This is a genomic window from Plantactinospora solaniradicis (genome assembly GCF_042658085.1).
GTDB lineage: Bacteria > Actinomycetota > Actinomycetes > Mycobacteriales > Micromonosporaceae > Plantactinospora > Plantactinospora solaniradicis.
Genome location: NZ_JBHSPR010000010.1, coordinates 668,343 through 683,920 on the forward strand (window position 1 = coordinate 668,343; position 15,578 = coordinate 683,920).

At 72.8% G+C, this 15,578-nt stretch carries 12 protein-coding genes; 1 reads left to right on the forward strand and 11 read right to left on the reverse strand.

All coding sequences use genetic code 11. From position 1 onward, the window contains the following. Nucleotides 1-2: 2 nt before the first annotated feature. The 8 genes from gatC to ACFP2T_RS15590 all read right to left on the reverse strand — a co-directional run bounded on the left by gatC (nucleotide 3) and on the right by ACFP2T_RS15590 (nucleotide 10,695). The gene (gene gatC / locus ACFP2T_RS15555) at nucleotides 3-350 is read right to left on the reverse strand and encodes an Asp-tRNA(Asn)/Glu-tRNA(Gln) amidotransferase subunit GatC (RefSeq protein ID WP_377422002.1); all 348 of its coding nucleotides are present in this window, start codon (nucleotides 348-350) and stop codon (nucleotides 3-5) included. Between the two features lie 158 nt (nucleotides 351-508). Continuing rightward, nucleotides 509-2,812, reverse strand: a complete 2,304-nt coding sequence (locus ACFP2T_RS15560) for a putative bifunctional diguanylate cyclase/phosphodiesterase (RefSeq protein ID WP_377422004.1) — start codon at nucleotides 2,810-2,812, stop codon at nucleotides 509-511. 183 nt (nucleotides 2,813-2,995) lie between these two features. Then, entirely contained in the window at nucleotides 2,996-5,125 is a 2,130-nt protein-coding gene (gene ligA / locus ACFP2T_RS15565) for an NAD-dependent DNA ligase LigA (protein ID WP_377422006.1), read from the reverse strand. Nucleotides 5,126-5,231: 106 nt separating this feature from the next. Next, nucleotides 5,232-7,508 carry a hypothetical protein gene (locus ACFP2T_RS15570; RefSeq protein WP_377422008.1) on the reverse strand — a complete coding sequence of 759 codons (2,277 nt, stop codon included), beginning with the start codon at nucleotides 7,506-7,508 and terminating at the stop codon, nucleotides 5,232-5,234. Nucleotides 7,509-7,630: 122 nt separating this feature from the next. Further along, nucleotides 7,631-8,665 carry an ADP-ribosylglycohydrolase family protein gene (locus tag ACFP2T_RS15575; protein ID WP_377422010.1) on the reverse strand — a complete coding sequence of 345 codons (1,035 nt, stop codon included), beginning with the start codon at nucleotides 8,663-8,665 and terminating at the stop codon, nucleotides 7,631-7,633. A 67-nt stretch (nucleotides 8,666-8,732) separates the two neighbouring features. Next, nucleotides 8,733-9,107, reverse strand: coding sequence for a VOC family protein (locus ACFP2T_RS15580; protein ID WP_377422012.1), 375 nt, complete (start codon nucleotides 9,105-9,107; stop codon nucleotides 8,733-8,735). 33 nt (nucleotides 9,108-9,140) lie between these two features. After that, the gene (locus ACFP2T_RS15585) at nucleotides 9,141-10,088 is read right to left on the reverse strand and encodes a uroporphyrinogen decarboxylase/cobalamine-independent methonine synthase family protein (RefSeq protein ID WP_377422857.1); all 948 of its coding nucleotides are present in this window, start codon (nucleotides 10,086-10,088) and stop codon (nucleotides 9,141-9,143) included. Between the two features lie 154 nt (nucleotides 10,089-10,242). Continuing rightward, nucleotides 10,243-10,695: a MarR family winged helix-turn-helix transcriptional regulator gene (locus ACFP2T_RS15590; protein ID WP_377422014.1), complete on the reverse strand. Its 453-nt coding sequence runs from the start codon at nucleotides 10,693-10,695 to the stop codon at nucleotides 10,243-10,245. Nucleotides 10,696-10,783: 88 nt separating this feature from the next. Here ACFP2T_RS15590 and ACFP2T_RS15595 point away from each other — a divergent pair, with 88 nt between their 5' ends. Next, nucleotides 10,784-11,731, forward strand: a complete 948-nt coding sequence (locus tag ACFP2T_RS15595) for an NADP-dependent oxidoreductase (RefSeq protein WP_377422016.1) — start codon at nucleotides 10,784-10,786, stop codon at nucleotides 11,729-11,731. Nucleotides 11,732-11,763: 32 nt separating this feature from the next. Here the strand turns inward: ACFP2T_RS15595 and ACFP2T_RS15600 are convergent, their stop codons facing one another. The 3 genes from ACFP2T_RS15600 to ACFP2T_RS15610 all read right to left on the reverse strand — a co-directional run bounded on the left by ACFP2T_RS15600 (nucleotide 11,764) and on the right by ACFP2T_RS15610 (nucleotide 15,519). Further along, the gene (locus ACFP2T_RS15600; protein ID WP_377422018.1) at nucleotides 11,764-13,047 is read right to left on the reverse strand and encodes a low temperature requirement protein A; all 1,284 of its coding nucleotides are present in this window, start codon (nucleotides 13,045-13,047) and stop codon (nucleotides 11,764-11,766) included. Between the two features lie 148 nt (nucleotides 13,048-13,195). After that, nucleotides 13,196-14,269, reverse strand: coding sequence for a tRNA 2-thiouridine(34) synthase MnmA (gene mnmA, locus ACFP2T_RS15605; RefSeq protein ID WP_377422020.1), 1,074 nt, complete (start codon nucleotides 14,267-14,269; stop codon nucleotides 13,196-13,198). A 71-nt stretch (nucleotides 14,270-14,340) separates the two neighbouring features. Next, nucleotides 14,341-15,519 (reverse strand): cysteine desulfurase family protein, encoded by a 1,179-nt coding sequence (locus ACFP2T_RS15610; RefSeq protein ID WP_377422022.1) that lies wholly within the window; start codon nucleotides 15,517-15,519, stop codon nucleotides 14,341-14,343. Nucleotides 15,520-15,578 lie beyond the last annotated feature (59 nt).

Consider the following 15,578-nt stretch of genomic DNA (forward strand, 5'->3'; position numbering starts at 1 on the left):
GGTCACGCCTTCCCTTCGGAGTCCGCCGGGCCCTCACCGCGCGGACTCGGCGGCTCGTCCTCGTCCAGGATGCGCGGCACCCGGAACCGGTCCTCCTCGCTGTCCGGCGCCCCGGAGAGCGCCTCGGCCCTGGTCAGGCCGGGCACCACCACGTCCTCGCGAAGCACGTTCGTCAGCGGTACGGAGTGTGTGGTGGGCGGGACGTCGGCGGCTGCCACCTCACCGACCCGGGCGACGGCCTGCAGGATCACGTCGAGCTGGCCGGCAAAGGTTGCCAGTTCCTCTTCCGTGACGGCGAGCCGCGACAGCCGCGCCAGGTGCGCGACCTCCTCGCGGGAGATGGCGGACATCGGTGCCCCCTTCATGCCTTAGGCGTCTACGCGGCTCACGCCGACGTCTTCCCGGCGCAGCGTGGCACGCGCGCCGTGACCCGAGCGAGTCTATTTGTGACCCCGACCGCCGCCGTCCCCGGCTCCCCCGAAGATCCTCCGGGCGTGGGTGCCATGGCTCACTCCACGCTCGGATGCAACCCGGCGATCGACTCGGCCGGCCCCGGCCGGACCGGGGCCTCCACGGCCTCGATCAGCACCGTCGGTGGCTCCACCGACTCCACCGGAAGATCGACCCGGGCCGCCGGTGCTGCCTCCGGCGCGGCTCGCCGGTCGGCCCGGGCCGCGCCGCCCCCACTCGGGCTGATCGGCCGGTACCGGGCCAGCCAGGTGACCAGGTCCTCCGCCGGCATCGGCCGGGCGAAGAACCAGCCCTGGGCCGCGTCGCAGCCCGCCGCGTGCAGCAGCCGCCAGGTGCGCTCGTCCTCCACCCCCTCGGCGACGACCCGCAACCCGAGGGCTCCGGCCAGCTCGATCACCGACCGGACGATCGCCGCGTCGTCGGCGTCGGCCGCCATCCCGAGTACGAACGACCGGTCGACCTTCACCTCCGCCAGTGGCAGCCGGCGCAGGTGCTGCATCGAGGAGTAGCCGGTGCCGAAGTCGTCCAGCGCGATCGCCACCCCGATCCGGTCCAGTCGGGTGATGGTGGCGAGGACCCGGCGCGGATCCGCCATCAGCGCCCCCTCGGTCATCTCCAACTGGATCCGTGACGGCGGTACGCCGTACTGGGCGAGTCGTTCGGCGATCTGGTCGGCGATCTCCCCGGTGTGCAGGTCGCGGACGCTGACGTTGACCGCGGCCCGCAGTTCCAGCCCGGCGGCGGCCCACTTCGCCAGTTGCTCCACGACGTCGTCGATGACCCGGCGGGTCAGCAGCCGCATCACCGCGCTCTGCTCCGCGACCCGGATCAGCTCCTCCGGGTCGACCATGCCGCGCCGGGGGTGCCGCCAGCGCAGCAGCGCCTCCACCCCGATCACCTCACCGGTGTCGATCGCGACCTGGGGCTGGTAGTAGAGGGTGATCTCGCCCGCGTCGCCGCCGGCCACGGCGGAGGTCGACGCAGTGGCGTCGCCGTCGGACGGGCCCGCCCCGGCGGGCGGCGGGGCGGTGCCACCGGTCTCCAACACCCGGCGCAGGTCGGCCAGCAGGCTCAACCGCTCGGCGGAGTTGTGGTCGGATTCCGCGGCGTAGACCGCCACCGGATCGCCACGGTGTTTCGCGTCGTACATCGCCACGTCGGCGTGCCGCATCAGGGTGGCGAAGTCGGCGCCGTGCTCGGGGTAGAGCGCGATCCCGATCGACCCGCCGACGTCGAGCGGCAGCCCGTCCAGCGGAACCGGCTCGGTCAGGGCTCCGACGATCCGGTCGGCGAGTTGGCGGGCGTCGTCCACCCCGCACAGCCGGGTCGCCACGATGGCGAACTCGTCGCCGCCGAGCCGGGCGATCACGTCCTGCGGGCGTACCACGGCGGTCAGCCGGTGGGTGACCTCGACCAGCAGGCGGTCACCGACCGCGTGCCCGAGGGCGTCGTTGACGTGCTTGAACCGGTCCAGGTCGAGTAGCAGCAGCGCCAGCTGGCCGCCCGGCGCCTCCTTGCCGGCCAACTCGGCATGGATCGACAACTGCTCGGTGACCGCGTCGAGCAGCGCCTTGCGGTTGGCCAGCCCGGTCAGCGGATCCAGCCGGGCGAGCTGCTCCCGTTCGGCCGAGAGCCGGGCCATCCGGGAGACCGCGTAGAGCGGCAGCACGATCATCGGAATCAGCGCGGCGCTGGACCGGGCGGCGGCGACCAGCACCGGGCCGAGCAGCAGCAGGGATCCGGTGGCGAGTAGCTCGAAGCCGAGCCCCTGCCGGATCCGGGACCGCCACCGGCCGCCGAAGCGCATCCGTACGGCGGTGGCGACGAGGCCGTGGTTGACGGTCAGCCAGGCGGCTCCGGCGCCGATGGCGATGGCGACGTCGACCAGCCGCAGCTGGCTCTCGGACCCGGGCCCACCGTGGGGGGTGAGCCGGATGACCACGTCGGCCGCGGCCAGGGAGCAGGCGTACTGGCCGATGTTGAAGATCGTCCGCCAGGCGGCGTACCGCATCCGCCAGCCGGAGACCACCACCGCCGCCGCCTGTACGGCGATCGCCGGCCCGAGTCCCCATTCGAGCCCGATCGCAAAGGTGAAGCAGATCGACGGGAAGACGGACTGGCTCTGCCGCTCGCCGTGCGGGCTGAACGGACGGGCGTCGAAGGTGACCGCGAGCACCGCCATCAGCCAGAACGCCACGGGCAGCTCGGGAATCTGCGCGGGCAGCCCGCTGAGCGGGACGGCGGAAACTCCGGCGGCCAGGCCGACGACCACCCAGACGAAACCGAAGAACGGCGCCGTCCGATTCGGAGGGACGGAGTTCCGCAGCACGGCGGCCTCCATGGGACCTCCCGAGCCTTTCGGTCCAGGGCGCGGCCGGTACCGCGCGGCATGCCTCCCATGAAACGCCCTGACCCATGCCGCGCGGGGGGCGACAGACGCGAATCGGGTCGAGTCGTGACTAACTTGAAATACTGCGCATCTTGCTTGGGTGCCTTTGTTGACGGAGAGCTGATTACTCAATCACTAATCGTTACTTATTGCGAGCCTACCTGCCGCTTCGGGACCCTCCCCGAGCAGCGCGGCGAAGCCCGCCTCGTCGAGCATAGGCACCTTGAGTGCCGCGGCCTTCTCCGCCTTCGAACCCGGATTCTCGCCGACCACCACGAAGTCGGTCTTCTTCGAAACCGAACCGCTCACCTTGCCGCCCTGGGCCTGCACCGCCTCCGCCGCCCGGTCCCGGGTGAAGCCCGAGAGGGTCCCCGTCACCACCACGGTCAGACCCTCCAACGGGCGCGGCCCCTCGGCGACGCGCTCCTCCGCCATCCGTACGCCGGCCTCGGCCCACTTCCGCACCACCTCCCGGTGCCAGTCGACCGCCAGCCACTCCCGCAGGCCGGCCGCGATCGTCGGGCCGACACCGTCCACGGCCGACAGTTCCGCCTCGCTCGCCGCCTCGATCGCCGCCATCGAGCCGAACTCCCGGGCCAGCGCCTGGGCCGCAGTGGGGCCGACGTGCCGGATCGACAGCGCCACCAGCACGCGCCAGAGTGGCCGCTGCTTCGCCTCCGCGAGGCTGTCCAGCAACTTACGCGCGTTGCTGCCCAGGCTGCCGTCCTTCTTGACGAAGAAGGGCACCCGGGCGAGCCGCTCGGAGTCGAGCCCGAACAGGTCACCCTCGTCGGGGATCTCCGCCGAGTCGAGCAGCGCACCCGCCGCCTTGAAGCCGAGCACCTCGATGTCGAGCGCCTCCCGGCTGGCCAGGTAGAAGATCCGCTCACGAAGCTGGGCTGGACAGGTCCGGGTGTTCGGGCACCGGATGTCGACGTCGCTCTCCTTGGCCGGCGCCAGCTCGGTGCCGCAGGCCGGGCAGTGGGTCGGCATCACGAACCGGCGGGCATCGGCGGGACGCAGGTCCACGATCGGCCCGAGCACCTCCGGGATCACGTCGCCCGCCTTGCGTACCACCACCGTGTCGCCGATCAGCACGCCCTTGCGCTCCACCTCGTGCGCGTTGTGCAGGGTCGCCCGAGCCACCGTGGAGCCGGCCACCTTGACCGGTTCGAGTTCGGCGAACGGGGTGACCCGGCCGGTCCGACCGATGTTGACGGCGATGTCGAGAAGCCTGGTGGTCACCTCCTCCGGCGGGTACTTGTAGGCGATCGCCCACCGGGGCGCCCGGCTGGTCGAGCCCAGCCGGCCCTGGATGGCGACCGGGTCGACCTTGATCACCACACCGTCGATCTCGTGCTCGACGTCGTGCCGGTGCTTCGCGTAGTAGTCGATGTAGCCCTGGATCCCGGCCAGGTCCGGCACGACCCGCCAACGGGAACTGGTCGGCAGCCCCCAGGCCTTCAGCGCCGCGTACGCCTCGGACTGGGCCACCGGCTCGAAGCCCTGGCGCGCTCCGAGACCGTGCACGACCAGCCGCAGCGGTCGGGACGCGGTGATCCGGGGATCCTTCTGACGCAGGCTCCCCGCCGCGGCGTTGCGGGGATTGGCGAACGGCGGCCGGCCCTGCTCGACCAGGCCGGCGTTGAGGTCGGCGAACGCCTCGACCGGGAAGTAGATCTCGCCGCGCACCTCCAGCAGCTCGGGGACCGGGTCGGTACCGTCGGTCAGCCGCTCCGGCACCTCCCGGATGGTCCGGACGTTCGCGGTGACGTCCTCGCCGGTCCGGGTGTCGCCCCGGGTGGCGGCCCGGACCAGCCGACCCCGTTCGTACGTCAGGTTGATCGCCAGCCCGTCGACCTTCGGCTCGCACAGGTAGTCGACCGGGCCTCCGGCGTCCCGCTCGATCCGCTCCACCCACCCGGCCAACTGCTCCGGGGCGAACGCGTTGTCCAGCGACATCATTCGTTCGACGTGGGCGACCGGGGTGAACAGCGTAGAGAAGGTGCCCCCGACCCGCTGGGTCGGTGACTCCGGGGTACGCAGCGCGGGAAACCTGTTCTCCAGCGCCTCCAGCTCACGCAGCAGCTCGTCGAATTCGGCGTCCGAGACGATCGGCGCGTCGAGCACGTAGTAGCGGTACTGATGATCGGTGATCTCGGTACTCAGTGCGGCGTGCCGCTCCCGGGCCCCCGCCGTCGGCTCCGCGCCGGCCGCCGCCTCCTGTGCGGCGCTGACCTGCTGCGGGATCGCTTCCTCAGACACCGTCGACCTCCGTGATCGCGCTCCCCGCAACCGTAACCGTCCGGCCCGACCCGCACACCCGGCCGACGGAACCGCCTCCGGCACAAGCGCACCGGCGCGGGCCGGGCTACCCGCCCCGGTCCAGCTCGGCGTAGAGCTCGGCGATCGCCGAGAGCGCCCTGGCCGGGGGCACGCCGACGCCCCCGGTGTGGTCCTCGATGTTCCGGACGACCCGTTCGTACTCGTCGAGCGCGACCACCCGCTCGCCGATCCCGCGATAGCTGTCGGCGAGCAACAGCCGGCAGTTGTCCGCCCACTCGATCCCGGCCGGATCACCGGTCTCGCGCAGCCGGTCCAACCAGTCCGTGACTCGCAGGCCCGCGTCGACCGCCTCGGCGAACCGGCCGTCGGCGTGAGCGGCGACGACCAGGTGGTACCACAGCTCCGCGCCGTCCTGCCCCGTCGATGCCGCCAGCCCGACCGCCTCGTAGAGGTCGTCGACCGCCTCGGCGGCCCGTCCGGCGTCGATGAGCCGCCGGCCACGCAGATAACGCAGGTGTCCGCGAAGCCGATCGATCGACTCCACGGCCGGCGCCGCCAGCTGCCGGTCGACGAAGGCGGCGAACTCCCGCTCGGCTCCGGCCCGAACGGCGCCGATCCGGAGCTGCTCGACGGCCTCCACCGCCCGCTGCCCGGCCGACGCGGCGACGAAGGACTCGGTGGCCGAGGTGGCCAGCTCGATCACCTGCCGGGGATCGGCGAGGTCGGCGTTCCGCCACGTCGCCTCCAGGCCGGCGACCACGCCGACGACCAGCGGATCGCCGGACCGCGTCGCGTGTGCCTCGGCCCGCCGCAGCGCGGCGTACGCCTCGTCGCGGCGCCCCTGGCCGGCCAGAACGTGCGCCAGCCAGTGCTCGCCCCAGGCGCGGGCCCACTCGGACCCGTCGTCGCGCAGCCCCGCCACGGCCTCCGCCGTCAACGCCACGCCCTCCTCGGCACGTCCGTCGTACGCCACCCAGAGGCCGAGCCAGCAGCGGGTGAGCAGGGACCGCTGACGGTCGCCGTACCGCTGGTGCACCTCGGCCGCCCAGCGCAACCCGGACTCGGTCTCCGGGCTCTGGAAAAACATCGCCCGCAACTCCACCGCACGGGCCGCCAGCCGCTCCGGCAGGTCCCCGACGGCAGCCAGGCAGGCCCGTGCCTCGTCGGGTTCGCAGCGGTGGTTGTGCCACTCCGCCCGGTCCAGCACCTGCTCGTCGGAGAGGCCGGGCGGCGGCAGCAGGCCGACCCGTCGACGGCTGCCCTGCCGGAGCGGCACGAAGTCGGCCACCGGCTCTGCCACGAGCCGCGCCCTGATCCGGTCGCCGTACGCGGTGCTGCCGTTGCGGGTGTCGAACCGGGCGGCCAGGTCCAGGGCGATCCCCCGGGTCCGGTCGTGCAACGCCTCGAAGGAGACCGGCCCCCGGCCGTCACCGAGGTCGATCAGCGTCCCGCCCCGGCCGAGCGCCATCAGCCGCCCGGTCAGCACCGCGACGGCGGTGGCGAACTCCAGCTTGCCGCTCGGCCGTTCGAACGCGTCGAAGCCCTCCATCAGCCCCAGCAGATCGATCCCGGCGTCCTCGTTGCCGGTGTGCGCGTAGAACTCGACCAGCATCCCGAGGTACTCGTAGCGGTGCGCGCCCTGGGCCATCGCCCGCCGGATCCGCCGCTCGACCAGCGCCGCCTTCCGGTGCTCGCCGGCCCGGACCAGCGGCAGCAGCATCAGGCACTGGACCGGCACCGCCGGCTCGGTGAACCGCCGCCCACCGGAGAGCACCGGCTCGGCAAGGGCGTACGCCCGGGCCATCGACGCCGCGTCGCCGCGCAGCACCAGTCGTTCGAGGTCGGCCTCGAAGTCCCACACGTCGTCCGGGTCCGGTCCACCGGCCGCGATCCACTGCCGGTACGCCCGCTCCTCCGCATCCCAGTCGCCGATCATCTGGGCCAGCCGGCGTCGCGCCGCGTACAGGCCGCGGGAGCTGTGCCCGGCTGCCCGGAGCCGTTGTTCCAACTCCTGGTGGGTGTCGTGGATCTGCCGCAGCGGGATGTCCGGGAAGTCCGCCATGGACTGGGCGGTGAAGGTGAGCCACCGGACCAGGTCGGTCACCTCGGCCGGGCCGAACTCCCAGGGCCGGAGGTCGAACTCGCGCAGGCACTGGTCGAACAGCGGGAACGCCCGCTCCCACTGACCGTCCTGGCAGTACGCATCGGCGACCAGGCGGCGCGCGACAGAGGCGAGCTTGGCGTGGCCGCCGATGTCCGCGCGCCACATGATGTCCTCGAGCAGCGCCGTCCGCGCCGGTCCGGGTGCCATGTGGTCGGTTCCGGCGAGCAGTGTCCACAGTCCGGCCTCGGTGCCGCTCATCGGACCTTCCCCGCCATGATCGGCCCAACCGGCGGACGCGTTCCCCGATTGGCCGCCATGCCCAGAGGATCTTAGGCGATCCGGCCGAACGCCGGGTCCGCCCACACAGGAGGCGGGCTCGCTCAGTCCCAGGCGGTGCCGAGGGCGGTGAGCTGGTCGGCGTACTCGATCCGGTCGGGCCAGTCGATCGGCCAGGCCGCCATGCCGTACGCCGCACCGACGAAGGCGCCGGCCAGGCAGGCGATGGAGTCCGAGTCTCCGGAGGTCGTGGCGGCGCGGGCCAGTGCCGAGACCGGGTCGTCGTGGTGCCGGACGGCGCAGAGCAGCGCGGTGGCCAGGGCCTCCTCGGCGATCCAGCCCGCTCCGGTGGCCTCGCACGGATCGGTGCCGTCGTCGGGCCGGGCCAGCGCCGAGTCGAGCCGGTCCAGCACCGACAGGCACTCGTCCCAGCCCCGAGAGATGAAGCTCGTCGGGTCGTCGACCGCGGGCCGCTGCCACAGGTCGCCCAACCAGTCCGCCCGGTAGACCGTGCGCTGTTCCTCGGCCCGGCGCCGCAGCAGGCCGGGGAGGTCGGGCAGGGCCGCGCCGTCCCGCAACACCCGGACGGCGTACGCGGTCAGCTCGCTCGCGGCGAGCCCGGTCGGATGCCCGTGGGTCAGTCCGGCCTGTAGCTGGGCGACCCCGGCGAGGGTGTCCAGGTCGTATCCGGGCACCAGTCCGACGGGCGTGACCCGCATGTTGGCCCCGCAACCCTTCGAGCCGGCGATCGTCGCTTCCTGCCAGCGCAGCCCCTCGGCCAGCCCGCCGCAGGCCCGCAGGCAGGTCATCCCGGGCGCACGATTGTTCTCCGGGCTGTTTGCCCAGGCCACGAAGTTCTGCCGGAGCAACGGCTCCAGCACCTCCGGGGTGGTCGCCGTGCCGGCCTCGTGCAGCGCCCAGCCGACCGCCAGGCCCAGCTGGGTGTCGTCGGTGACCCGGGCCGGCTCCCCGACCAGGTCACGCGGGCCGCCCGGCCCGTACCGCCGCTCGATCTCGGCCAGCGGCAGGAACTCGGTCGGCGCCCCGAGGGCGTCCCCGTAGGCCAGTCCGAACAGCGATCCGGAGGCGCGTCGCACGTCGACAGGGGTGCCCGGCGGACCGGTGACCTGATCAACCATGGCGGCCATCATCCACCAGCCGTCGGGCTGCTGCCACCCGCAGGTCCGACCCCCGGCGACGTACGGCTCACTCGTCCCAGCAGAGGCAGAACGGGTGGCCGGACGGATCGGCGTACACCCGCCAGCCCTCGCCCTGGCCGGGCAGCCGGGTGGCCCCGAGCTTCAACACCTGCGCCTCGGCCGCGTCGATGTCCTCGACGGTCACGTCGAGGTGAAACTGCTGCGGCCGGCTCGGGTCGGGCCAGCGCGGCTCCCGCAGGTTTTTCGCCCGTTGGAAGGCGAGCCGGGGATGCTGGCCGGGTCCTCCTCCGACCACGGTCCAGCCGTCCTCGTCGTCGGCGCCGGAATCGTCGACCGGCAGGCCGAGCAGTTCGGAGTAGAAGCCGGCGAGGGCGCGCGGGTCCGGACAGTCGATCACCACGGTGCGTAGTCGACCAATCATTCCCTCATCCTGCCGCGCCGGTACGACGAAAACCTACTCCTCGGCGAGTCGCCGGCCCGCGTCCCGGCAGGCGGTGAGCACGGTCCGGGCGTACCCGTCGGAGGCACCGGCCAGCCCGCAGGCCGGAGTCACGACGACCTGTTCCGCCAGCTGGGCCCGGGGGAAGCCGAGCCGGTCCCAGACCTGGCGTACCCGCTCGGCGACCTGGGCCGACGACGGCTCCTGGCCGGACGGCGGAGGCAGCGTCGGTGCCGCCCCGGCGAACAGCCCGAGGCCCGCGTCGATCGCCTCACCGACCGGATCGAGCCGGTCCACCAGTTGCAGGTCGAGCGCGACCGCGACAGCTCCGGTGGACCGGATCAGTTCCAGCGGTACGTCCGGCGCGCAGCAGTGCACGACGACCGGTACGCCGACCGCCTCGACGACGGTCCGGAGCAGTCCGGTGGCGGTGCTCGACTCGATCGGCCGGTACGCCCCCAGCCCGCTCTCGGTCGGAATTCGTCCGGCCAGTACGGCGGGCATCGTCGGCTCGTCGAGCTGGAGCAGTACCGTGGCCCGGGGCAGCCGGCGGCGTACCTCGGTCACGTGCGCCCGCAGCCCGTCGGCGAGCGACTCGGTGAGGTCCCGGACCGCGCCCGGATCCCGGAGCATCCGCCCGCCGACCGGCCGTTCCAGGCCGGCTGCCAGGGTGAGCGGCCCGGCCGCCTGAACCTTGAAGGTGCCGGTGAACTCGCCGGCCTGCTCGGTCATCTGGTCCAGGTCGCGCTCCAGGAAGTCGAGGGCGCGGCGCAGGTCCCGACCCGGGCGTCCGGCGATCCGCCACCGGGCCGCGTACAGCTCGACCGGCAGGTCCACCAGCAGCCCGGCGGTCCGTCCGATCAGGTCGGCGCCGGGTCCCCGCGCGGGCAGTTCGGGCAGGTGCGGCAGGGCCAGCTCGCCCAACACGATCCGCTGCGCCTCGGCGATGTCGGTGCCGGGCATCGATCCGATGCCGGTCGCCGCCCCGACCGGCCACGGCCATTTCCGATCCGCGGCCTGCTGTTGCTCGGTCACCTGCTGTTGGTCGGTCACCTGGGCAGGTTAGCCCCGGAGCCGGCCGCTGCGGGCAGCCGGGCCCGGGAAGGTCGGTGTCGGCTCAGACCGACCCGTCGCCCACCGCCGGGCTGCGCAGACCGTTGGCGAGATCGGTCAGTACGGCGAGAAGTTGCTCGGCGCTGGTGCTGGTCAGGCTGGCGACAGTCTCGTCCGCGAGTTCCTGCCACAGCGCCTTCAGCGGCGCGATGACGGCCCGTCCCTCGTCGGTCAGCGCGACCACGACCGCCCGGGCGTCCTCGGTCGAGGAGCGCCGGCTCAGCAGACCCGCCGCCTCCAGTTTGCGCACCATCAGGGTGATGCTGGGGGGCTCACAGCCGGCCCCGACGGCCAACTGCTTCTGGGTCTGCGGCCCGTACGCGTCGAGCAGCAGCAGGACCGCCTCGTGCCCCGGATGCAGCCCGAGTTCGGCCAGTTTCGCCGCGGCACGGGCCCGGTGCCGGATGGCGATCACCCGGATCGCTCCGTTGAGCGCGTCGGCCTGTTCGTACTCCACCGTGGACCTCCGGGTTGCGCCAGAAACTAGTTATGCACATAATCTTTATGTGGTTAACTAATTCTCCCACCGACTTCCTGGAGACACTATGAGAGCCGTGGCGTTCACCTCCTTCGGTGGCCCAGAGGTACTGTCCGTCGTCGACGTCGCCCGGCCCGAACCGCTCGCCGGTCAGGTCCGGATCCGGGTCCAGGCCGCTCCCGTACAACCCGCCGACCTGGCCGTACGATCCGGAGCCTTCGGCCCGATGGTGCCGCCGGGACCGACGTACGTTCCCGGCTGGGACGTCGCCGGCGTCGTCGACGCGGTCGGCCCCGGAGTCGAGGACCTCGGCCCAGGAGTCGAGGACCTCGGCCCCGGCCAGCCGGTGGTCGGGCTCTCCGACTGGCTCGCCACCCGGGTCGGCACCCACGCCGAGTTCGTCGTGCTGCCCGCCACGGCGCTGGCTCCCGCCCCGGCCCGGGTGACTCCGCAGGAGGCGGCGACCCTGCCGGCCAACGCCCTCACCGCCGTCCAGGCCCTGGACCTGCTCGGCCTCGCCCGAGGGCAGACCCTCGCGATCACCGGCGCCGGCGGCGCGGTCGGCGGATACGCCGTCGAGCTGGCCCGGTTGCGTGGCATCCGGGTGCTGGCGATCGGCTCGGCACCGGACGAGCGGTTCCTGACCTCGCGCGACGCCCGTTACGTACCCCGGAGCGACGACCCGGCCGGCGCCCTGCGCGCGATCACGCCCGACGGTGTCGACGGGCTGCTCGACGCCGCCGTGCTCGGCACCGCCGTGCTCGGAGCGGTCCGCGACGGCGGGGTGTTCGTCAGCGTCATACCGCCGGCCACACCGCCGGCCGAGCGCGGCATCCGGATGGAGATCGTCGGCCTGCACAGCGACGGCGCCCAGCTCCGCGAGCTGGTCCGGCTGGTCGAGCGGGGTCACCTCACTCTCCGGGTCGCCGACGTCCTGCCCTTCGAGCAGGCGTCCGAGGCGCACGCCCGGTTCGCCAAGGGCGGCCTGCGGGGCCGAATCGTACTGGTGCCATAACCCGTCGGCGGGCCGGCGGCGCATCCCGACCGTCAGGTGGTGTGCCGCCGCTCCTCAGCCCGGCGCTCCTCGCGGTGTTCCTCCGCCCACCGCTCGGTCACCTGCCGCTCCTCGACCGGCCGCTCCGTCGCCCGCCGCTCCGCCGCCCGCCGCTGCTCGGCCCGGGCCTGACGTGCCTCGGCCCGGAACGTGTAGGCCAGCACCACGGCAAGCAGGACGACGTTGGTGACGATCCCCACGACCAGCGGCGGAAGCCGGATCAGGCCGGGGCTGCTGGCGAGCAGGACCAGCAGGCCCGTGATCGACCGCCACGTGTACCGCGCCCACAGCAGCAGGCTCATCAGGATCCGCCCGGTGAGGAACAACCCGGTTCCGCCGATGATCGCCGCCGACCAGGCCGCCCGGGTCTCACCGAGCGGATGGGTGATCATCACCTCGGCGCCGACCGCGGTGAGGACCGTCCCGGCGATCATGATCGCGTGACAGTAGGCCGCGAGGACGGCCCCGCGGGGCTGGTTCTCCTCGATCGCTCCGCCGAGCCGGCTACTGGCCGGCACGAAGTACATCCACAGCAGCAGCCCGGCATTCACGAAGGTGACGGCGAACATGACCGTCTCGACCGGGTCGAGGCGGTCCCGGCTGTACGCCATCCCCATCACCAGGAAGATCTCGCCCAGGGCGACGATGAAAACCTGCTGGTAGCGCCCCGACAGATGCTCGCCGATCACCCGCAACTGTGCCGAGGGCAGGCGGCCCAGCCTCGGCACCGGCCAGCCCAGCGCGGCGCTGGCGTAGTCCAGCACGACGGCCAGCGCCCAGAGGGCCAGCCGGGCCGTGCCCGACATGAGTGCGCCGACGATCCATGGGATCGTGGACAGCCCGAACCAGATCGCGACCAGGAGGGTACGTCGCTGCACCGGATGACCGCGTAGTGCCGGCATGAGCAGCGCGGCCCGACCGAGATGGATCGCCGCATAGGCACCGGCGAAGACGAGCCCGTGCTCGCCGAAGGCCCTCGGAACGGCGGCGGCCATCAGCAGGCCGAGGAACATCACGCCGAGGACGAGCGTCCGGATGATCGGCTCGTTGGGGTTGTACCAGTCCGTCGACCAGGCGGTCGCGACCCACACCCACCAGGCGGCGGCGAACAGGATCGCCGTTTCGCCGACGTTGAGCCAGTCGAGGTTGCGGACCAGCCGCGCCGACATCGTCATCAGCGTCACGATGAAGGCCAGGTCGAAGAAGAGTTCGAGGAAGGACGCCTGGCGCGAGTGCTCGCGCTGACGCAAGAGCCGTGCCGGCCGCTGCCCTGCCACCAATCCGCCCGCCCCGCGTGGTCCGCCCCGGTATTCGTACCACGCCCCACCAGGCCGGATCCCACCAACCGCCCATTCCGCCCCCGCCGCGCAGGAGCGTTAAAAAGGGGCCCTTCTTCTACAGAAAACGATAAGAAGGGGCCCTTCCTTACATGATGGTGGCGGAGCCGAGGACGACGTCGCCAGCGGGGTCGGGGCGGTACGCCACGATCGCCTGGCCGGCGGCCACGCCGCGGACCGGGCGGTGCAGGTCGGCGTGCAGGGTGCCGTCGTCGGTGAGGTGGACGGTGGCGGGGACGACCTGGCCGTGGGCGCGGAGTTGGACTTCGCAGCTTATGGGGGTGGTGGGGAGGGGGGCGGTGGGCCAGACCGGGCGCTCGGCGCTGACCGTGGAGACTTCCAGCGCCTCGGCGGGGCCTACCGTCACGGTGTTGGTCTTCGGGGTGATCGAGAGCACGTAGCGGGGCCGCCCGTCCGGGGCGGGTACCCCCAGCGCCAGTCCCTTGCGCTGGCCCACCGTGTAGGCGTACGCGCCGGAGTGGGCGCCGAGCACCGCGCCGGTACCGGCGTCGACGATGTCGCCCGGAGCCTCGCCCAGCCGGTTGGCGAGGAAGCCCCGGGTGTCGCCGTCGGCGATGAAGCAGATGTCGTGCGAGTCGGGCTTCTCGGCGACCGCCAGGCCACGCCGGGCCGCCTCCGCGCGTACCTGCGCCTTGGTCGAGTCGCCGAGCGGGAAGACCGACCGGTCCAACTGCTCGCGGGTGAGCACCGCCAGCACGTACGACTGGTCCTTGGCCTCGTCGACACTGCGTCGCAGCAGCCCGTCCGGGCCGAGCCGGGCGTGGTGGCCGGTGACCACCGCGTCGAAGCCGAGCGCCACCGCCCGGTCCAGCACCGCCGCGAACTTGATCTTCTCGTTGCAGCGCAGGCACGGGTTCGGGGTACGGCCGGCGGCGTACTCGGCGACGAAGGTCTCCACCACGTCTTCGTGGAACCGGTCGGCCAGGTCCCAGACGTAGAACGGGATCCCGAGCACGTCCGCCGCGCGCCGGGCGTCCCGGGAGTCCTCCAGCGTGCAGCAGCCCCGGGCGCCGGTGCGGTAGGTCTGCGGGTTACGCGCCAGCGCCAGGTGTACCCCGGTCACGTCGTGGCCGGCGTCCACCGCCCGCGCGGCGGCGACCGCCGAGTCGACCCCGCCGGACATCGCTGCCAGTACCTTCACCGGTTCATCCCTTCCACCCTCCGAGCGTAACCGGCCCGGCCGCGGGCCCGACCCGGCCGTCAGGGCGGTGCTCAGCTCCGGGCGGACTTGACCGCGCCGGCCCGGCGGGCCCGCTCGACCACGGCAGGCAGCACGGCGACCAGCGCGTCGACGTCTTCGGCGGTCGAGGTGTGGCCGAGCGAGAACCGCAGCGAGGAGCGGGCGCGGTCGTCGTCGGCACCCATCGCGAGGAGTACGTGCGAGGGCTGCGCCACCCCGGCGGAACAGGCCGATCCGGTCGAGCAGGCGATCTCCTGCGCGTCGAGCAGCAACAGCAGGGCGTCGCCCTCGCAGCCGGGGAAGGAGAAGTGCGCGTTGCCGGGCAGCCGGCCCACCGGATCGCCGTTGTAGAGCGCCTCCGGCACCGCCTGCCGGACCCGGGCCACCAGGTCGTCGCGGAGTGCGGCGACCCGGGCGGCGTACTCCTGCTGGGTCTTCACCGCGGCCTCGACCGCGACGGCGAAGGCCACGATCCCGGCGGCGTCGAGCGTGCCGGACCGGACGTCCCGCTCCTGCCCGCCGCCGTGCAGCACCGGCGTGCAGTCCACGTCCCGGCCCAGCAGCAGCGCACCGACCCCGACCGGCCCGCCGAGCTTGTGCCCGGTGACCGTCAACGCCGCCACCCCGCTGGCCGCGAAGTCGACCGGCACCTGACCGACCGCCTGGACCGCATCGGTGTGGAACGGAACCCCGTACGCGGCGGCCACCTCGGCGAGCGCGGCGATCGGCTGGACGGTGCCCACCTCGTTGTTCGCCCACATCGCGGTCACCAGGGCCACCTGCGGGGCGTGCGCGTCGAGAACGGCGGCCAGCCGGTCGGGGTCGAGCCGCCCCGCCTCGTCGACCGGCAGCCAGCTCGCGCTGGCACCCTCGCGCTGGGCCAACCACTCGACGGAGTCGAGCACCGCGTGGTGTTCGACGGCGCTCGCCACCACCTGGAACCGGCTCGGATCGGCGGCCCGACGCGCCCAGAAGATGCCCTTGACCGCAAGGTTGTCGCTCTCGGTACCGCCGCCGGTGAAGACCACCTCGGACGGTCGGGCGCCCAGCGCGGCGGCGACCCGTTCCCGCGACTCCTCCACCCGGCGCCGGGCACACCGTCCGGCGGCGTGCAGTGACGACGGGTTGCCGACCTCGCGAGCGGTCGCGACGTACGCCTCCAATGCTTCTTCGAGCATCGGAGTGGTCGCCGCGTGATCCAGATATGTCATCGCCATCCAGCCTAATGGCAGGGGCCGGACGGCCCACTCGGCCGCCCGGTCGGCTCCGG

Excerpts from the sequence above, each read along its gene's own strand:
- gatC (WP_377422002.1), bottom strand. The coding sequence starts at position 350 with ATGTCCGCCATCTCCCGCGAGGAGGTCGCGCACCTGGCGCGGCTGTCG.
- ACFP2T_RS15560 (WP_377422004.1), bottom strand. The coding sequence starts at position 2,812 with ATGGAGGCCGCCGTGCTGCGGAACTCCGTCCCTCCGAATCGGACGGCG.
- ACFP2T_RS15570 (WP_377422008.1), bottom strand. The coding sequence starts at position 7,508 with ATGAGCGGCACCGAGGCCGGACTGTGGACACTGCTCGCCGGAACCGAC.
- ACFP2T_RS15575 (WP_377422010.1), bottom strand. The coding sequence starts at position 8,665 with ATGGTTGATCAGGTCACCGGTCCGCCGGGCACCCCTGTCGACGTGCGA.
- ACFP2T_RS15580 (WP_377422012.1), bottom strand. The coding sequence starts at position 9,107 with ATGATTGGTCGACTACGCACCGTGGTGATCGACTGTCCGGACCCGCGC.
- ACFP2T_RS15585 (WP_377422857.1), bottom strand. The coding sequence starts at position 10,088 with ATGCCCGGCACCGACATCGCCGAGGCGCAGCGGATCGTGTTGGGCGAG.
- ACFP2T_RS15595 (WP_377422016.1), top strand. The coding sequence starts at position 10,784 with ATGAGAGCCGTGGCGTTCACCTCCTTCGGTGGCCCAGAGGTACTGTCC.
- ACFP2T_RS15610 (WP_377422022.1), bottom strand. The coding sequence starts at position 15,519 with ATGACATATCTGGATCACGCGGCGACCACTCCGATGCTCGAAGAAGCA.